The 14,573-nt window shown below is 40.1% G+C and carries 14 protein-coding genes; 5 read left to right on the forward strand and 9 right to left on the reverse strand.

Features of this window, described 5'->3' with window-relative positions; translation table 11 throughout:
* Nucleotide 1: 1 nt before the first annotated feature.
* Genes lptB through ABS766_RS10875 form a run of 4 tightly spaced genes read right to left on the reverse strand, consistent with a single transcriptional unit; the run spans nucleotide 2 to nucleotide 2,935 of the window.
* Complete coding sequence (lptB, locus tag ABS766_RS10860) at nucleotides 2-787, reverse strand: LPS export ABC transporter ATP-binding protein (RefSeq protein WP_408085178.1); 786 nt, start codon at nucleotides 785-787, stop codon at nucleotides 2-4.
* Nucleotides 788-793: 6 nt separating this feature from the next.
* Nucleotides 794-1,147 (reverse strand): carboxymuconolactone decarboxylase family protein, encoded by a 354-nt coding sequence (locus ABS766_RS10865; protein WP_408085180.1) that lies wholly within the window; start codon nucleotides 1,145-1,147, stop codon nucleotides 794-796.
* Nucleotides 1,148-1,149: 2 nt separating this feature from the next.
* Nucleotides 1,150-1,965: a twin-arginine translocase subunit TatC gene (gene tatC, locus ABS766_RS10870; protein WP_408085181.1), complete on the reverse strand. Its 816-nt coding sequence runs from the start codon at nucleotides 1,963-1,965 to the stop codon at nucleotides 1,150-1,152.
* A gap of 4 nt (nucleotides 1,966-1,969) precedes the next feature.
* On the reverse strand, nucleotides 1,970-2,935 hold the full coding sequence (locus ABS766_RS10875) for a KpsF/GutQ family sugar-phosphate isomerase (protein WP_408085182.1): 966 nt from the start codon (nucleotides 2,933-2,935) through the stop codon (nucleotides 1,970-1,972).
* Between the two features lie 89 nt (nucleotides 2,936-3,024).
* Between ABS766_RS10875 and recQ the strand changes: the two genes are divergently transcribed.
* Nucleotides 3,025-5,220 (forward strand): DNA helicase RecQ, encoded by a 2,196-nt coding sequence (gene recQ, locus ABS766_RS10880; RefSeq protein WP_408085183.1) that lies wholly within the window; start codon nucleotides 3,025-3,027, stop codon nucleotides 5,218-5,220.
* A gap of 78 nt (nucleotides 5,221-5,298) precedes the next feature.
* On the opposite strand, the gene ABS766_RS10885 is transcribed toward recQ, so the two are convergent.
* Entirely contained in the window at nucleotides 5,299-5,538 is a 240-nt protein-coding gene (locus ABS766_RS10885) for a hypothetical protein (protein ID WP_408085184.1), read from the reverse strand.
* A gap of 101 nt (nucleotides 5,539-5,639) precedes the next feature.
* Between ABS766_RS10885 and ABS766_RS10890 the strand changes: the two genes are divergently transcribed.
* From ABS766_RS10890 to ABS766_RS10900, 3 genes are all read left to right on the forward strand, one after another.
* Complete coding sequence (locus ABS766_RS10890) at nucleotides 5,640-6,692, forward strand: DUF2891 domain-containing protein (RefSeq protein ID WP_408085185.1); 1,053 nt, start codon at nucleotides 5,640-5,642, stop codon at nucleotides 6,690-6,692.
* A gap of 39 nt (nucleotides 6,693-6,731) precedes the next feature.
* Nucleotides 6,732-6,932: a hypothetical protein gene (locus tag ABS766_RS10895; protein ID WP_408085186.1), complete on the forward strand. Its 201-nt coding sequence runs from the start codon at nucleotides 6,732-6,734 to the stop codon at nucleotides 6,930-6,932.
* Between the two features lie 62 nt (nucleotides 6,933-6,994).
* Complete coding sequence (locus ABS766_RS10900; RefSeq protein ID WP_408085187.1) at nucleotides 6,995-8,548, forward strand: NAD(P)/FAD-dependent oxidoreductase; 1,554 nt, start codon at nucleotides 6,995-6,997, stop codon at nucleotides 8,546-8,548.
* Between the two features lie 2 nt (nucleotides 8,549-8,550).
* On the opposite strand, the gene ABS766_RS10905 is transcribed toward ABS766_RS10900, so the two are convergent.
* The 4 genes from ABS766_RS10905 to ABS766_RS10920 all read right to left on the reverse strand — a co-directional run bounded on the left by ABS766_RS10905 (nucleotide 8,551) and on the right by ABS766_RS10920 (nucleotide 13,389).
* Nucleotides 8,551-10,227: an AAA family ATPase gene (locus tag ABS766_RS10905; RefSeq protein ID WP_408085188.1), complete on the reverse strand. Its 1,677-nt coding sequence runs from the start codon at nucleotides 10,225-10,227 to the stop codon at nucleotides 8,551-8,553.
* Nucleotides 10,228-10,229: 2 nt separating this feature from the next.
* Nucleotides 10,230-11,681, reverse strand: a complete 1,452-nt coding sequence (locus ABS766_RS10910) for a hypothetical protein (protein WP_408085189.1) — start codon at nucleotides 11,679-11,681, stop codon at nucleotides 10,230-10,232.
* A 69-nt stretch (nucleotides 11,682-11,750) separates the two neighbouring features.
* Nucleotides 11,751-12,635, reverse strand: a complete 885-nt coding sequence (locus ABS766_RS10915; protein WP_408085190.1) for a glycoside hydrolase family 25 protein — start codon at nucleotides 12,633-12,635, stop codon at nucleotides 11,751-11,753.
* 4 nt (nucleotides 12,636-12,639) lie between these two features.
* On the reverse strand, nucleotides 12,640-13,389 hold the full coding sequence (locus ABS766_RS10920) for a CDP-alcohol phosphatidyltransferase family protein (protein WP_408085191.1): 750 nt from the start codon (nucleotides 13,387-13,389) through the stop codon (nucleotides 12,640-12,642).
* A 101-nt stretch (nucleotides 13,390-13,490) separates the two neighbouring features.
* On the opposite strand from ABS766_RS10920, the gene ABS766_RS10925 reads away from it, so the two are divergent.
* Nucleotides 13,491-14,564, forward strand: coding sequence for a putative type IX sorting system protein PorV2 (locus tag ABS766_RS10925; RefSeq protein ID WP_457809844.1), 1,074 nt, complete (start codon nucleotides 13,491-13,493; stop codon nucleotides 14,562-14,564).
* The last annotated feature ends 9 nt before the right edge of the window (nucleotides 14,565-14,573 follow it).

Genomic DNA, 14,573 nt, shown 5'->3' on the forward strand with positions numbered 1-14,573 from the left:
ATTAAAGACTTTCCTGATCCGGCACTTCAGGCGCATTGCGGTGCATCTGGAAATCCAGTTTCTTTTTACGTAACTCAAAGTTTTGCCCCAGGTAAACTTTACGTACCACCTCATCATTAGCCAGTTCTTCAGGCACGCCGGCCTTCAATATACCTCCTTCAAACATCAGGTAGGTTTTATCGGTAATGGCAAGGGTTTCCTGCACATTGTGGTCGGTTATAAGTATGCCTATATTTTTGTCTTTCAACTGGGCTACAATACGCTGTATATCTTCAACTGCTACGGGGTCTACCCCTGCAAAAGGCTCATCCAGCAATATAAACTTAGGATCGGTTGCCAGGGCACGGGCAATTTCGGTGCGGCGGCGCTCACCACCCGAAAGCAAATCACCACGGCTGGTGCGTATGTGCTGCAGGCTAAACTCATCAATAAGCGATTCCATTTTGGCTTCCTGTTCTTTTTTAGAAAGCTTTGTAAGCTGCAATACGCTCAAAATGTTATCTTCAATACTCAGCTTACGGAATACCGAAGCCTCCTGCGCCAGGTAACCAATACCATGCTGGGCACGTTTATACATCGGGAAATTGGTAATTTCCATTTTATCCAGGTATATTTTACCGGTGTTGGGCTTTACCAGCCCTACAATCATGTAAAAAGATGTGGTTTTACCGGCGCCATTAGGGCCAAGCAGCCCTACAATTTCACCTTGGTTTACCTCAACCGAAATGCCTTTTACAACACTACGTCCTTTATATGTTTTAACTAAATTTTCTGCCCTTAATTTCATAGTGTATTATTTATCGGAACCCGCCTCCAGCGCTTCCCAAAATTCATAAGCGCGGCGCAGGTGCGGTATAACAATGGTACCGCCTACAAGGGTTGCAATACTTAAGGCCTCCATTACTTCTACTTTATTTAAACCTTCCTTATAAGAAGTTTCAAGATGGTATTTTACGCAATCATCGCAACGCAATACCGCCGAAGCTACAAGCCCCAATAGCTCCTTGGTTTTTACATCAAGGGCGCCCTCCATATAGGCATTGGTATCAAGGTTAAATATACGCTTTATAACTTTATTATTGTCTGCCAGTAATTTTTCGTTCATTTTCTGGCGGTACTCATTAAACTCTTCTACTATATCAGCCATAATTATGCCTTTCTGGGTAATTTATTCATGCGTGATGCTATAAGTATACTGGCCTCATATAATATTGCCAGCGGTATGGTAACAATAATCTGGCTAACAATATCCGGTGGGGTAACAATAGCCGCCAAAAGTAATATAATTACGTAGGCATACCGCCTGTAATTGCGCAAAAATGATGCCGACACCAACCCTACCTTGGCCAGAAAGTAAATTACAATAGGCAGCTCAAATACCAGCCCACAGGCAATAACGGTGGTTTTAACCAGGCTCAGGTAAGAATCAAGGTCAATGTTATTCTCTATAACATCACTTATGCGGTAATTACTTAAAAAGTTTATAGAAAGCGGCATTATTATATAATACCCAAATAGTACCCCGGCAAAAAACAGTAAAGAAGATGCCAGTATAAACGATACGGCATATTTACGCTCATTGTCATATAAAGCCGGGCTTATAAACTTCCAGAATTCCCTTAATATAACCGGAAACGCTATTATAAAACCTATAAGTATAGAAATCCAGATATCGGTACTAAACTGGCCGTCCATAGTACGGCTCTGTATTTTAAACGGAATTTCATCTACACAAAAACTTTTGTCAAGGTCATACTTTAAAGCAAGGTCACAAAAAAAACGGTAGGTAACAAAATCGGGCTTAGAAGGCGCAAATATTACATTATCAAAAATATAGCGGCTAAAAGCAAAAGCCACACTTGCGCCAATTACAATAGCAATACAACTTCTTACCAGCAGCCACCTTAGTTCTTCAAGGTGGTCAAGAAAAGACATTTCGCCCGTTTTATTTTTTGTTTTCGCCATGTATTTATACTATTCCTTCTTTTAAAATGTCGTGCAGGTGCAATATCCCTTTATATTCGTTACCATCAACCACCACAAGCTGGGTTATGGCATAATTTTCCATAGTATTAAAGGCATCCACTACCATATCATAAGAGGCAACTGTTTTAGGGTTGCGTGTCATAATATCAGCAGCCGTTACGCCTGAAATATTATCCCTGTCATTCAGCATACGCCTTACATCGCCATCGGTAATTATACCTGTTACAGTATTATCTGTTACAACTGCAGTGGCGCCAAGCCTTTTTTCAGAAATTTCGTGTATAGCCACTTTTACGCTGTCATCCGGTTTTACCATAGGCTTATGGCTTTCATCCAGCATATCGCCCACACGTAGTAGTAATTTTTTACCTAAAGAGCCCCCGGGGTGGTATTTAGCAAAATCTTCAGGTGTAAAACCACGCATCTCCATAAGGCATATGGCCAGCGCATCTCCCATTACCAGTTGCACCGTGGTACTGTTGGTAGGTGCAAGGTTGTTGGGGCAGGCTTCTTTCTCCACATACGCATGAAGTATAAGATTGGATTCTTTTGCCAGGTAAGATTCTTTATTTGCGGTCATGCCAATAAGTATATTGCCATCGCGTTTAAGCAGCGGGGCAAGGGCTTTAATTTCCGGGCTGTTGCCGCTTTTTGATATACAAATTACTACATCGCCGGGCCTTATCATACCCAAATCGCCATGTATGGCTTCGGCAGCATGTAAAAATGCCGAAGGCGTACCAGTAGAGTTTAAAGTGGCAACAATTTTAGCGGCAATAAGCGCACTTTTGCCAATACCTGTAATTATTACCCGCCCGTTTGTATTGTATATTGTTTGTACCGATTCGGTAAAATCATGGTCAAGATATTGCGCCAGGGCAGCAACGCTCTCACTTTCAGAAAGGATGGTTTTCCTGGCGCAGGCCAGTATTGCTTCGTTATCAATCAATCTCGCGAAAAGTTTAAAAAGTTGTGCGTATTAAAGATTTTTGTATATTTAGGTTGTGCAAATTTATGTAATTTACTATTAAAGATATAATGAAATCGACCGAAATTGACTTACATAAAGAGTTAAAAAAATATTTTGGTTTTAATAAATTCAAAGGTCTTCAGGAAGGTGTTGTTAAAAGTATAATATCAGGAAACAACACATTTGTAATAATGCCTACAGGCGGGGGTAAATCACTTTGTTACCAGTTACCTGCCCTTGTGCTTGACGGCACTGCCATAGTAGTGTCGCCACTGATAGCACTGATGAAAAATCAGGTAGATGCCATCCGCAGCCTCTCATCAGAACACGGAATAGCCCATGTGCTTAACTCTTCCCTTACCAAGACCGAAATAAACCAGGTTAAAAAAGATATTACCTCGGGCCTTACTAAATTATTGTATGTAGCCCCCGAATCGCTTACTAAAGAAGAGTATACGGCATTTTTAAAATCGGTACCTATTTCTTTTGTAGCAATTGATGAGGCACACTGTATATCAGAATGGGGGCATGATTTCCGTCCTGAATACCGCAACCTCCGCAATATAATACGAAATTTGGGCGATGTGCCTGTAATTGGCCTTACCGCTACAGCCACACCAAAAGTACAGGAGGATATCCTTAAAAACCTGGATATGTCTAATGCTAATGTATTTAAGGCATCTTTTAACAGGCCTAACCTGTTTTATGAGGTACGACCCAAGCAAAAAACCGTAGAGGGCGATATTATACGATTTATAAGGCAATACAAAGGCAAAAGCGGTGTAATATATTGCCTTAGCCGTAAAAAAGTAGAAGAAATTGCCCAGGTACTGCAGGTAAACGGCATTAGTGCCGTACCATACCATGCCGGCCTTGATGCCAAAACACGTGCCAGACACCAGGATATGTTCCTTATGGAAGATGTAGATGTGGTAGTGGCTACTATTGCTTTTGGTATGGGTATAGATAAGCCCGATGTGCGTTTTGTAATTCACCATGACATACCCAAATCGCTTGAAAGCTACTATCAGGAAACCGGGCGTGCCGGACGTGACGGTGGCGAAGGCCATTGCCTTGCTTACTACTCCTATAAAGATATAGAAAAATTAGAGAAATTTATGAGCGGCAAGCCGGTTGCCGAACAGGAAATAGGTTTTGCCCTGTTGCAGGAAGTAGTAGCCTATGCCGAGACCTCTATGAGCCGAAGGAAGTTTTTACTGCATTATTTTGGTGAGGAGTTTGATGAGGTAAATGGCGAAGGAGCCGAAATGGATGATAATATCCGCAACCCGAAAAAGAAAACCGAAGCAAAAGACCAGGTGGTAACCCTGTTGAAAACAGTGCGCGATACACGCCAACTATATAAAGCCAAAGAAATAATTTTTACACTTACAGGTAAGGTTAACTCTACTATAAAGGCACATAAAACTGATACACAGCCCTTTTTTGGAGCCGGTAAGGAGTATGATGAAAAGCACTGGATGGCGCTAATACGCCAGGTACTTGTTGAAGATATGTTGCTTAAGGACATCGAGTCATACGGCGTACTGAAACTTACACCTAAAGGCGAGGCTTTTATAAAAAATCCTGAATCGTTTATGATGACGGAAGACCATAATTATGATGAAAGTGACAATCAGGCTACGGTTACTGCTGCAAAATCATCAGGGGTAACTGATGAGGTACTTATAAGCATGCTGAAAGACCTGCGTAAAAAAGTGGCTAAAAAACTTGGTGTTCCGCCTTTTGTAGTGTTTCAGGATCCGTCTTTAGAAGATATGGCACTTAAGTACCCTGTAACTACACAGGAGCTTGGCAGCATACATGGCGTGGGTGAAGGAAAGGCAAAAAAATACGGAAAAGAATTTGCCGACCTTATTGCCCGTTATGTTGAAGATAATGATATTATAAGGCCTGACGACCTGGTGGTAAAAACTACTGGCGCAAACTCGGCGCTTAAATTATATATTATACAAAATATAGACCGCAAACTTTCTTTAAACGATATTGCCAAAGCAAAAGGGCTGGAAATGGACGACCTGCTGAAAGAAATGGAACAGATTGTTTACAGTGGCACTAAGCTCAATATCAATTACTGGATAGATGAAATACTGGACGATGACCAGCAGGAAGAAATTCATGATTACTTTATGGAATCTGAAAGTGATAATATCAAAGAGGCACTAAAAGAATTCGATGGCGATTACGATACTGAAGAACTACGCCTGATGCGCATTAAATTTATTAGCGAGGTAGCCAATTAGTTGTCAGTTGATGGTTATCGGTTATTAGTAACTTCAATAAGCCAGGTGAAACTACCATGAACCAACAACAACCATCAACTAAGAACTATACACCTCACCACGGTGCGGCTTTAAAGCATCGCGCACAGGTATCATATAATCTTCAGTAACCACCATCCAGGCTATGGTGTGCATATCATTAAGCACATCATAGCCTGTTATGTTTAGTGGCAGTTTTTCTAAAGCTATATATTCTTTCAGGTGTATTTCATGGTGTTTTGCCGTATGTTCAGCGGCCGGGCCACGAAAATCCCAAATCAGTTTTATTTGTCGACTCATTATTGTAAAGTTTAATACTGTAAAGTTATAAAGTTTGTTTTAACTAATAGTATCAGTAATAGCCTCTGGTATTTTTTGTTATTTTTGAAAAAATCATTTTCATGAAATTTATAGTAGCCGCATTAGTTTTAACCTCTACACTCGCTTTTTCACAGCAACTCACCATAGAGCGTGCCAATGGCCTGGCTTCGCTGCCATTAAAATGTATGCAGCAGGAATATCCCAATAAACTAAGCCAGATGCTTATAGATTCTACCGAGGTGCAAAACCCAAAAGCGCTGCACCCTGCCTTTTACGGCTGTTTTGATTGGCATTCGTCCGTACATGGGCACTGGAGCCTGGTGTACCTGCTAAAACATTTCCCCAATCTTGCTAACCGCGAAGAAATAATTAGCAAGCTTACAATAAACCTCAGCAAAGAAAACATTGACAGTGAAGTAGCCTACCTGAGCAAAAACCACGAAAAATCTTTTGAGCGTACCTACGGTTGGGCATGGCTGCTAAAACTACAACAGGAACTCGACACGTATAATGAGCCGTTTGCCCAGCAGTTGGCACAAAACCTGCGGCCTTTAAGCAGCCTTATTGCAGAGCGGTATGTTGAGTTTTTACCGAAACTGAATTACCCGCTACGTGTGGGCACCCATACCAATACAGCCTTCGGCATGTCTTTCGCTTGGGATTATGCTTTAGATACCAAAAACCAGTCCCTGCAAAACAGCATACGCACTAATGCTATGCGACTTTTTAAAAATGATGCCGACTGCCCTTTTACCTGGGAACCCAGCGGCACCGATTTCCTTTCGCCCTGCCTGGAGGAGATAGGTATCATGGAACGGGTTATGCCCGCCAAAGAATTTATGAATTGGCTGAGGGATTTCGCCCCTGCCCTCTTTAATAAAAAGTACACATGGGAGCCGGGCAAAGTATCTGACCGAAGTGATGGGCATTTGGTACACCTGGATGGGCTGAACTTTAGCCGTGCGTGGAATTTTTATAAACTGGCCAGACAATACCCGATACAATTAGGCCACCTGAAGGCCATAGCCGATAAACACCTTAATTATTCCCTGCCCGCTATTGTGGACGGCAATTATGAGGGCGAGCACTGGCTTGCGACTTTTGCGCTGCATGCGTTTGAAGAGAAAAAATGATTTTATTGTTTTAAATTAATAGTATATGCCAAAGTTATTATGGTGGGTTGGAAAGAAGGGTTACAAAAGGTATCACTTACCAAATTGCAGCACGAAATGCTTGGGATGTCACTAAGAGAGGCAAAGCAGAATGTTGATTTACTTTTAGAAGGTAAAGAAATTGTTGTTGAAATTGATAACAACGATTTAGCTGTAAAATTTATGAAAGAAGCAGAAGCAATAGGAGTTATCTTTCAATGAATGACTTAATTTCTGAAAGACCCATTAAAAAAGAACAATAAAAAATTCTCTATTTTTGCCCCATGCCAAGAGAACTCCTAATACAGGTGCCGCCGGAAGTAGCTGCGCAGCAGCCTTTGCTGATACCGCACCTTGCAAAGCTTATGCACGTAAGCCCCGCGGATATTACGCATGTTGCCATACTAAAGCGCTCGGTTGATGCACGCCAGAAGGCTGTAAAAATAAATCTTAAGGTGGCGGTTTACCTGAATGAAGCTTATAATGAAAGTGCTGTTCTTCTTCCCGAATACCGCGAAGTAAGCAACAGCCGTGAAGTTATTATAATAGGCGCGGGCCCTGCCGGGCTTTTTGCGGCATTACAACTTATAGAACTTGGACTTAAACCCATAGTACTGGAAAGAGGAAAAGATGTACAGGAACGCCGTCGCGACCTTAAAGCTATTAACCGGGACCATATTGTAAACGAAGACTCCAATTATTGCTATGGCGAAGGCGGTGCCGGAACGTATAGCGATGGCAAACTGTATACCCGCTCTAAAAAGCGTGGCGATGTAGACCGCATTTTACGCCTATTTGTAGGTTTTGGTGCGTCACCCGAAATAATGGTAGAAGCTCATCCGCATATAGGCACTAACAAGCTCCCCAAAATAATTAAAGCCATGCGCGATAAAATTATTGAGCATGGGGGCGAAGTGCTTTTTAACACGCGGGTAACCGACATTTTGGTTAAAAGCAATGCTGTTGAAGGTGTGGCAACTCAAAACGGCAGTACCATAAAAGCTGATAAAGTTATTTTAGCAACAGGGCATTCTGCCCGTGATATTTTTGAGTTATTAGACCGTAAAAAAATACATATTGAAGCAAAACCCTTTGCTTTGGGTGTACGTGCCGAGCATCCGCAAAAATTAATTGACAGTATACAATACAGTTGCGATTTTAACTCAGGCAGGGGCGAGTTTCTGCCACCTGCACCGTATGCAATTGTAAAGCAGGTAAACGGGCGGGGTATGTATTCCTTCTGTATGTGTCCGGGCGGGGTTATCGCACCTTGTGCCACCAGCCCCGGAGAGGTGGTAACCAATGGCTGGAGCCCCAGCAAGCGCGACCAGGAAACAGCAAACTCAGGTATTGTGGTAGAACTGAAATTAGAAGATTTTAAACCTTTTGCCAAACACGGTGCACTGGCAGGCATGGAATTTCAGAAAGCCATAGAGCAAAAAGCCTGGCACCTGGCCGGAGAAACGCAACGGGTACCCGCCCAACGTATGGTAGATTTTACCCAAAACAAATTATCTGCCGATATCCCAAAAACATCTTATGTTCCCGGTACAACACCTGTAGAGTTGGGACAGGTTTTTCCTGGATTTTTAACACAGGTTATGCGTGAGGGCTTTACGGAATTTGGAAAAGCTATGCGAGGCTATTTAACCAATGATGCTATATTACACGCGCCGGAGTCAAGAACTTCTTCCCCCGTACGCATACCGCGCAACCCTGAAACCCTGGAGCATGTACAAATAAAAGGCCTTTACCCCTGTGGTGAAGGCGCAGGTTATGCCGGCGGTATTATTTCAGCAGCCATAGATGGCGAAAAGTGCGCGCTGAAGTGTGTGTAACTTTATAAAACATTTTCGCTGTTTATCGCATATTCTTTAAAAGGTATATCTTCCTCTTCGAGCGTCGTGAGTATTTCGCGCGTTATTGGTGCTATCGCAGCAGTGCGGTTTGCATGCCGTTCAAAACTTTTTTCAAAAATATTTCTGGCAAGCCTTGCATTTCCAAATTGTTTGTCGCGGTTATCATACAAATCAGAAAATAATACACTTACTTTTTGAACTGCACTTTCAGTAAGTACAAAACCAGCTTTTTTTGCCATATTTTTATAAATTACCGTCAATTCTGTGGCATCATAATCCCTGAAATAAAAATAACGGCTAAACCTTGATTTTAGCCCCGGATTAGAATTAATAAACTGAGCCATTTCATTTTCATACCCGGCAACAATAACAATAAGTTTATCCCGGTTGTCTTCCATCCGTTTTAAAATCGTATCAATAGCTTCCTGTCCGTAATCATTGCCAGATGAACTCCTGCTGAGGGTATATGCTTCGTCAATAAACAACAGCCCGTTAATTGCCTGATCAATTACTTTGTCTGTTTTTATGGCAGTTTGTCCAACATACCCTGCTACAAGGCCGCTCCTGTCGGTTTCAACAAAAGCTGAACCACTTAATACCCCAAGTGCACTATAAATTTTTGAAAGTATCCTTGCTATTGTAGTTTTACCGGTGCCGGGTGGACCGAAAAAAACAGCATGCATTGATGATTTAAACTCTGGTAACCCTTCCTGACGGCGTAATTTATTTGCATTTATAACATTTATCAGAGATTTAATGTCTTGCTTAATATTATCAAGCCCCGTCAAATCGTTAAGCTCAGACAGAGCTTCCCTAAGCAAGGTGTTTTTATCAGTTGTATAAATTGCTTTTACACCTTCCTTTAAATTGTCGTACGGTTTATTAAGGCTAAAATATTTTTCGTTGATGTTTTTAAGATTTTCAATTTCGCTTTGGGTAACAGTACCATCAGCTTTTACTACAACCTCTGCAAACTCATAAAAAGACTTTTTTAATAGCGCTATATCATCATCTTCAACAGCATCAATTGAGTTTAGTGTAAAATCATAATTATAGGTTTTAAGTTTATTAAAAAACTCTTCCTGACTGTTGTAAATGTCTATTAAAATTTTGACTGCTTCTGTTTCGGGTATTTGACTAAGGCTTTCAAAATTAAGATCAGATGGTGCTATCATCGTGCATACAAGCCCGAAACTGAATTTATAAATCTCTTTCATTTCTCCACCCTTGGTAGCCAGCAGCATTATTTTTGTAAAGTCTTCAATTATATATTGAAAATGATTCTCTTCAAGCTTTTTGGCAACAGGCAGAACGTTTAGTATTATTGGCACTAAGTCTTCAAGGAGTTTTTTATATATACTTGTGCCGCTACCTCCGGATGATTTATAATCTATATTGAAAAGGGCAAGCATATCCGGATCTGATGTTTGCATAGCTAAATCTGTAACCGAATAGCCATCATCATTTTTTAAAGATGGTGATGTATCAGGATTTCGGCTCAAAATAAACTTTACAAGCTGTACATGCCCATTTTTTATGGCCTCCATTAGTGGTGTATTTCCTAACTCATTCTTTTCATTAATATCCTCCTCTTCCAGCCCCTTTCTAAACAAACTTATATTGCCAATTTTGGCCGCCTTAAATAATTTTGAATCCATAATTATTTAAAATATTCATTTAACATTTGCTTCATGGTAAGACCCGAAAACTGCCTGGCTTTATGTTTAATGCTTTCTTTTTCTTCATTCCCTACCTTAAAAAAATCACATAGCCTGTTAAACGCACTTTCTTCTGCCTCTGTATGTATACCGTTTTTTATAGCACAATGCCATGCAAATATTAATGCCTTCCGATCTTTTTTAACCACCTTTATACGGGACTTGATTTCCTCTAATGACAAACTCCCACTGATGTTTTGCTTAATTTTTTCTTTTCTCGATTCGTTAAGGGGTAAACCTTTCAGAAAATTTTTAAAAAATTCTTTTTCATCATCATCAAAAATATCATCAGATTTTAACATATAGGCGGCTATATACATAAATGCAGCCTTTCGGTTTTTGGCATAAAACCAGTTCATAAGCCGCGTAAACCAGCCTTGTTTGTAACTGTGGTTTTTCGGGAGTGTTGTATAATAAACTATATTATTTTCTCCGGTTATAAAAATTTCATAATCTTCTCCTTCAAACGAAAAATTTATTTTTGTAACCGGTATATTTTCAATACGCGAGTGCAGGCGGCCTATACGGGTATTGTCATTATATTCTTTTAATTCTTTAATTAACTCCGGGGTATAACTATTAATATCTTTCACATTTTCCCGGTTGTCAAAAAGTATTGTATTTTCATTTTCCCATTCTATAACATCATCATCATAAACGGCACTGTTTTCCGTAAATTTTAATGCTTCTTCCAAATTTGGATATTCAGAAAAAAGAAACACCTTTGCAAAAGACTTTTTAAGTGAACTAATACCCTTAAAAGACTGGTATACACCAATGCCATCGCAAGTACTGCAAATTACCTTGCCAGATGCTCCGCAATCGGTACACCCGCCCCTGCCATAGCAACTTGAACAATCAATATTTCCATCTCCACTACACCAAAAACAACTGCTGGTTTTTGTAGTACCATTTACGGTTTCCTGTTTCACACCCTTTCCACTACATGACCTGCAAACCTTAGACCTCCTGCCATGACAGCTACTACACACACCACTACCCCTGCATGTATAGCACTTTTCACTAGTTGCACATCTATGAGATTTAACAGTATCCAGTAAAACAAACTTATCTGCTGTTTTATTTAATCCTTCTACTGAGTCTGGCAATTCATAAGCATATTCAAATAGGCCCTTGCTTTGTTTAGCTCCACTTGGTGTATAGTTTTCACCAGCTTCTGTGTCCTCAAAATATTCGCGCTCTATAGCCAGATATTTATTGGCTATGCGGCATCCGGATTCATTGCTAACCTTAAAGTTGTCAGCAAAAGCGGCCAGGTATTCAATTGAGCCAAAACTTTTGCTGTTGGCATTTAAAAATTCTATCAGAGATTTTGAATCAGGCTCATGTAGATTATGTACATCTGGAAAAGGTTTACTTATAACAGCTTTCACTTTGATTTATTGGTTTATTTTTTCAAATTTAAAATTAAAACGTAAATTAACCACTAAATGTAAAAAAATCTATAAGCGTGTAATTAAATATTCTTTCAACCCCTCCATCGTGCCATTATAAATATTCACATCAACATTTCCATCAATTCCATTTATGGCAGCCTTATCGGTAAACTGCCAAAAGTGCCATTCATCCCGTATCTTGTCTTCCAAAAAACTGTAATTGGCAATCCATAGCTTATAGCCCTTAAATTCTTCTTTTAAAAAATCGGTATAAAAACTTTCTCCGCTATAAATAATGGGTTTAACGCCATAGTGCCCTTCTACCCTGTTCAGCCAACGCTTTAGTCCTGCCTTAAGGCTGTCCAGGCTTTGCGTGTTAGGAATCCTTTCAATATCAAGTACAGGCGGCAAATCACCTTTGGCAAGGGTAACTGTTTTTATAAAATTATCAGCTTGTTTTATAGAGTTTTCGTCAGGCCGATAATAGTGGTACGCCCCCCGGATCATACCGGATTTTGATGCTCCGCTCCAATTACGGTTATATTTTGTATCGCGGCCATCTTTGCCGGCTGTAGCCCTTATAAAAATAAAATGAATAGGAAAAGTGTTTTTATTTTGCGCTATTGTATCCCAGTTAATGCTCCCTTGGTAGTGCGATACATCTATACCAAATACTTTATCCTTATATCGCTCTACAATTTCATAAATACGCAGATCGGCAATTTTACGCTCTTTACGGGTAAGGTTTTCAACTCTCTTATCGGTTTTAAAGCCAAGGTAGTATAAAATGCCATGCCGGTAATTATAGGTTGCCGCTATAATGCAGGATACCATAAAAAGATAAACCGAAAATTTTAACACCTTAAGCAGGGTATCGTTCCCTGCCTGTTCAGCCTTTGGTTTTGGCTTCCTTTTTTGCGCAATATTTTTTTTAGGCACATTACGCGGCATAAAATCACGCTGTTTTTGCCCAGGTGGCATTTGCAATTACCGAAAGCAACACATAAAAAAGGATGATTAAAGGTATAGCCGTATATTGTAAAAACGAAAGCACTATTACAGAAACAATTAAAAATATAATCTGTGTTTTATTGGTAGCCCAGTTAAAGTACTTTATTTTAAGCGAAAACAGGCGTACCGGGGCATTAAGCATAAAAGCGCTCAAAAAGCAAATACCAACCAATATATAAGGATTGCTCAGCAGATCAAACACAAAACCATTACCATCGCTATGGCTTTGTATTACCGGCAGGCTTAATATAAAAAGGGCATTAGCAGGTGTAGGCAGGCCAATGAATGAATCGGTTTGACGGGTATCAACATTAAACTTAGCAAGCCTGTAACCCGAAGCCAGGGTAATAACAAAACCCAGATATGGCAGGAGGCCAAGATAATAATTATCATACGAGAGGTTATAACGCTCCGGGCTGTTATCTGCAATACCCGAAAGCATCTGGTACATAATTAATCCTGGCACCACGCCACTGGTTACCATATCGGCCAAAGAATCAAGCTGTAAACCCATTTCACTTTTAACATCTAGCACACGGGCTAAAAAACCGTCCCAGAAATCAAAAAAAATGCCCATACATACCCAAAAAAAAGCAAGTTGCCAATGGGTATTAAATGCGTAAATAAGGGCTATAAGTCCTGATGACAGGTTAAGTAGTGTAACGATATTGGGTATTTGTTTATTAACAGACATAAGTTATTATTTATACGCAATGCAAAGGTAACACAATAAGTTAATAGAAATAGAGTTTAGTAATTGAGATTTTTATGTCATATTTGCACAAAATAACAGTATTGAAAAAGTTACTTTTAATTTCTGCTTTATTTTTACTTATGCAGGCACACAGCCAAACGGCGCGTAAATATTCCAACGAATTTATGAGTATTGGGGTTGATGCAGCGGCACTGGGTATGAGCAATGCGGTAACTGCCCAAACGGCCGATGTAAACTCGGGCTACTGGAATCCCGCAGGCCTTTTAAAAGTAGAAGACAGGCAGCTGGCACTTATGCATGCCAGCTATTTTGCCAATATTGCACAGTATGACTATGCCGCATATGCTATGGCTATAGATGACCGTAGTGCACTGGGTATTTCGGTAATACGTTTTGGGGTTGATGACATTTTGAATACTACACAGCTTATTGATAGCGAAGGCAATATTGACTATAACCGTATCAGCCTTTTTTCTACTGCCGATTATGGGGTTACACTTTCTTATGCCCGCGCGTTGCCACTTGACGGTATTAATTATGGCATTAATGCCAAAGTTATACGTCGTGTTATTGGCGATTTTGCAAATTCATGGGGCTTTGGCTTTGATATCGGCATACAATATGAAAGCGATAACGAGTGGAAATTAGGTGTAATGTTGCGTGATATTACTACAACTTATAATGTATGGGCCATTGACGAAGAGCAATTTGCCACTATTAGCGATGCCATACCTGGAGAAAATCAGGAGCTTCCTGAAACTACTGAGATAACATTGCCAAAAGCACAATTGGGAGTTGCTAAAAAATTTATGTTTCATTACGATTATAGCCTTCTTGCAGCAGTAAACCTTAACATGCAGTTTGCAAAAACCAATGACATTATTAATCTGGATTTTGTAAGTATTGACCCCGCCGCCGGATTTGAATTTAGCTACATAGATATGGTGTTTTTAAGAGCCGGTGTGGGTAATTTTCAAAACCAAAAGCAATTAGACAACACCCAGAGCCTTAGCTTTCAGCCAAACATTGGGGTTGGGTTTAAGTACAAGGGTATACAGATAGATTATGCCCTTACTGATATTGGCGACCAAAGCGCCGCTTTATATTCAAATATTTTTTCTCTTAAAGCAGATTTAGGTATCTTTAGCAGATAAAAGAACCTG

It is taken from the genome of Flavobacterium rhizosphaerae (assembly GCF_046000445.1).
GTDB lineage: Bacteria > Bacteroidota > Bacteroidia > Flavobacteriales > Flavobacteriaceae > Flavobacterium > Flavobacterium rhizosphaerae.

Coding starts and splice junctions, on each gene's coding strand:
- lptB (WP_408085178.1), bottom strand. CDS start 787: ATGAAATTAAGGGCAGAAAATTTAGTTAAAACATATAAAGGACGTAGT.
- ABS766_RS10865 (WP_408085180.1), bottom strand. CDS start 1,147: ATGGCTGATATAGTAGAAGAGTTTAATGAGTACCGCCAGAAAATGAAC.
- tatC (WP_408085181.1), bottom strand. CDS start 1,965: ATGGCGAAAACAAAAAATAAAACGGGCGAAATGTCTTTTCTTGACCAC.
- recQ (WP_408085183.1), top strand. CDS start 3,025: ATGAAATCGACCGAAATTGACTTACATAAAGAGTTAAAAAAATATTTT.
- ABS766_RS10885 (WP_408085184.1), bottom strand. CDS start 5,538: ATGAGTCGACAAATAAAACTGATTTGGGATTTTCGTGGCCCGGCCGCT.
- ABS766_RS10890 (WP_408085185.1), top strand. CDS start 5,640: ATGAAATTTATAGTAGCCGCATTAGTTTTAACCTCTACACTCGCTTTT.
- ABS766_RS10895 (WP_408085186.1), top strand. CDS start 6,732: ATGGTGGGTTGGAAAGAAGGGTTACAAAAGGTATCACTTACCAAATTG.
- ABS766_RS10900 (WP_408085187.1), top strand. CDS start 6,995: ATGCCAAGAGAACTCCTAATACAGGTGCCGCCGGAAGTAGCTGCGCAG.
- ABS766_RS10905 (WP_408085188.1), bottom strand. CDS start 10,227: ATGGATTCAAAATTATTTAAGGCGGCCAAAATTGGCAATATAAGTTTG.
- ABS766_RS10915 (WP_408085190.1), bottom strand. CDS start 12,635: ATGCCGCGTAATGTGCCTAAAAAAAATATTGCGCAAAAAAGGAAGCCA.
- ABS766_RS10920 (WP_408085191.1), bottom strand. CDS start 13,389: ATGTCTGTTAATAAACAAATACCCAATATCGTTACACTACTTAACCTG.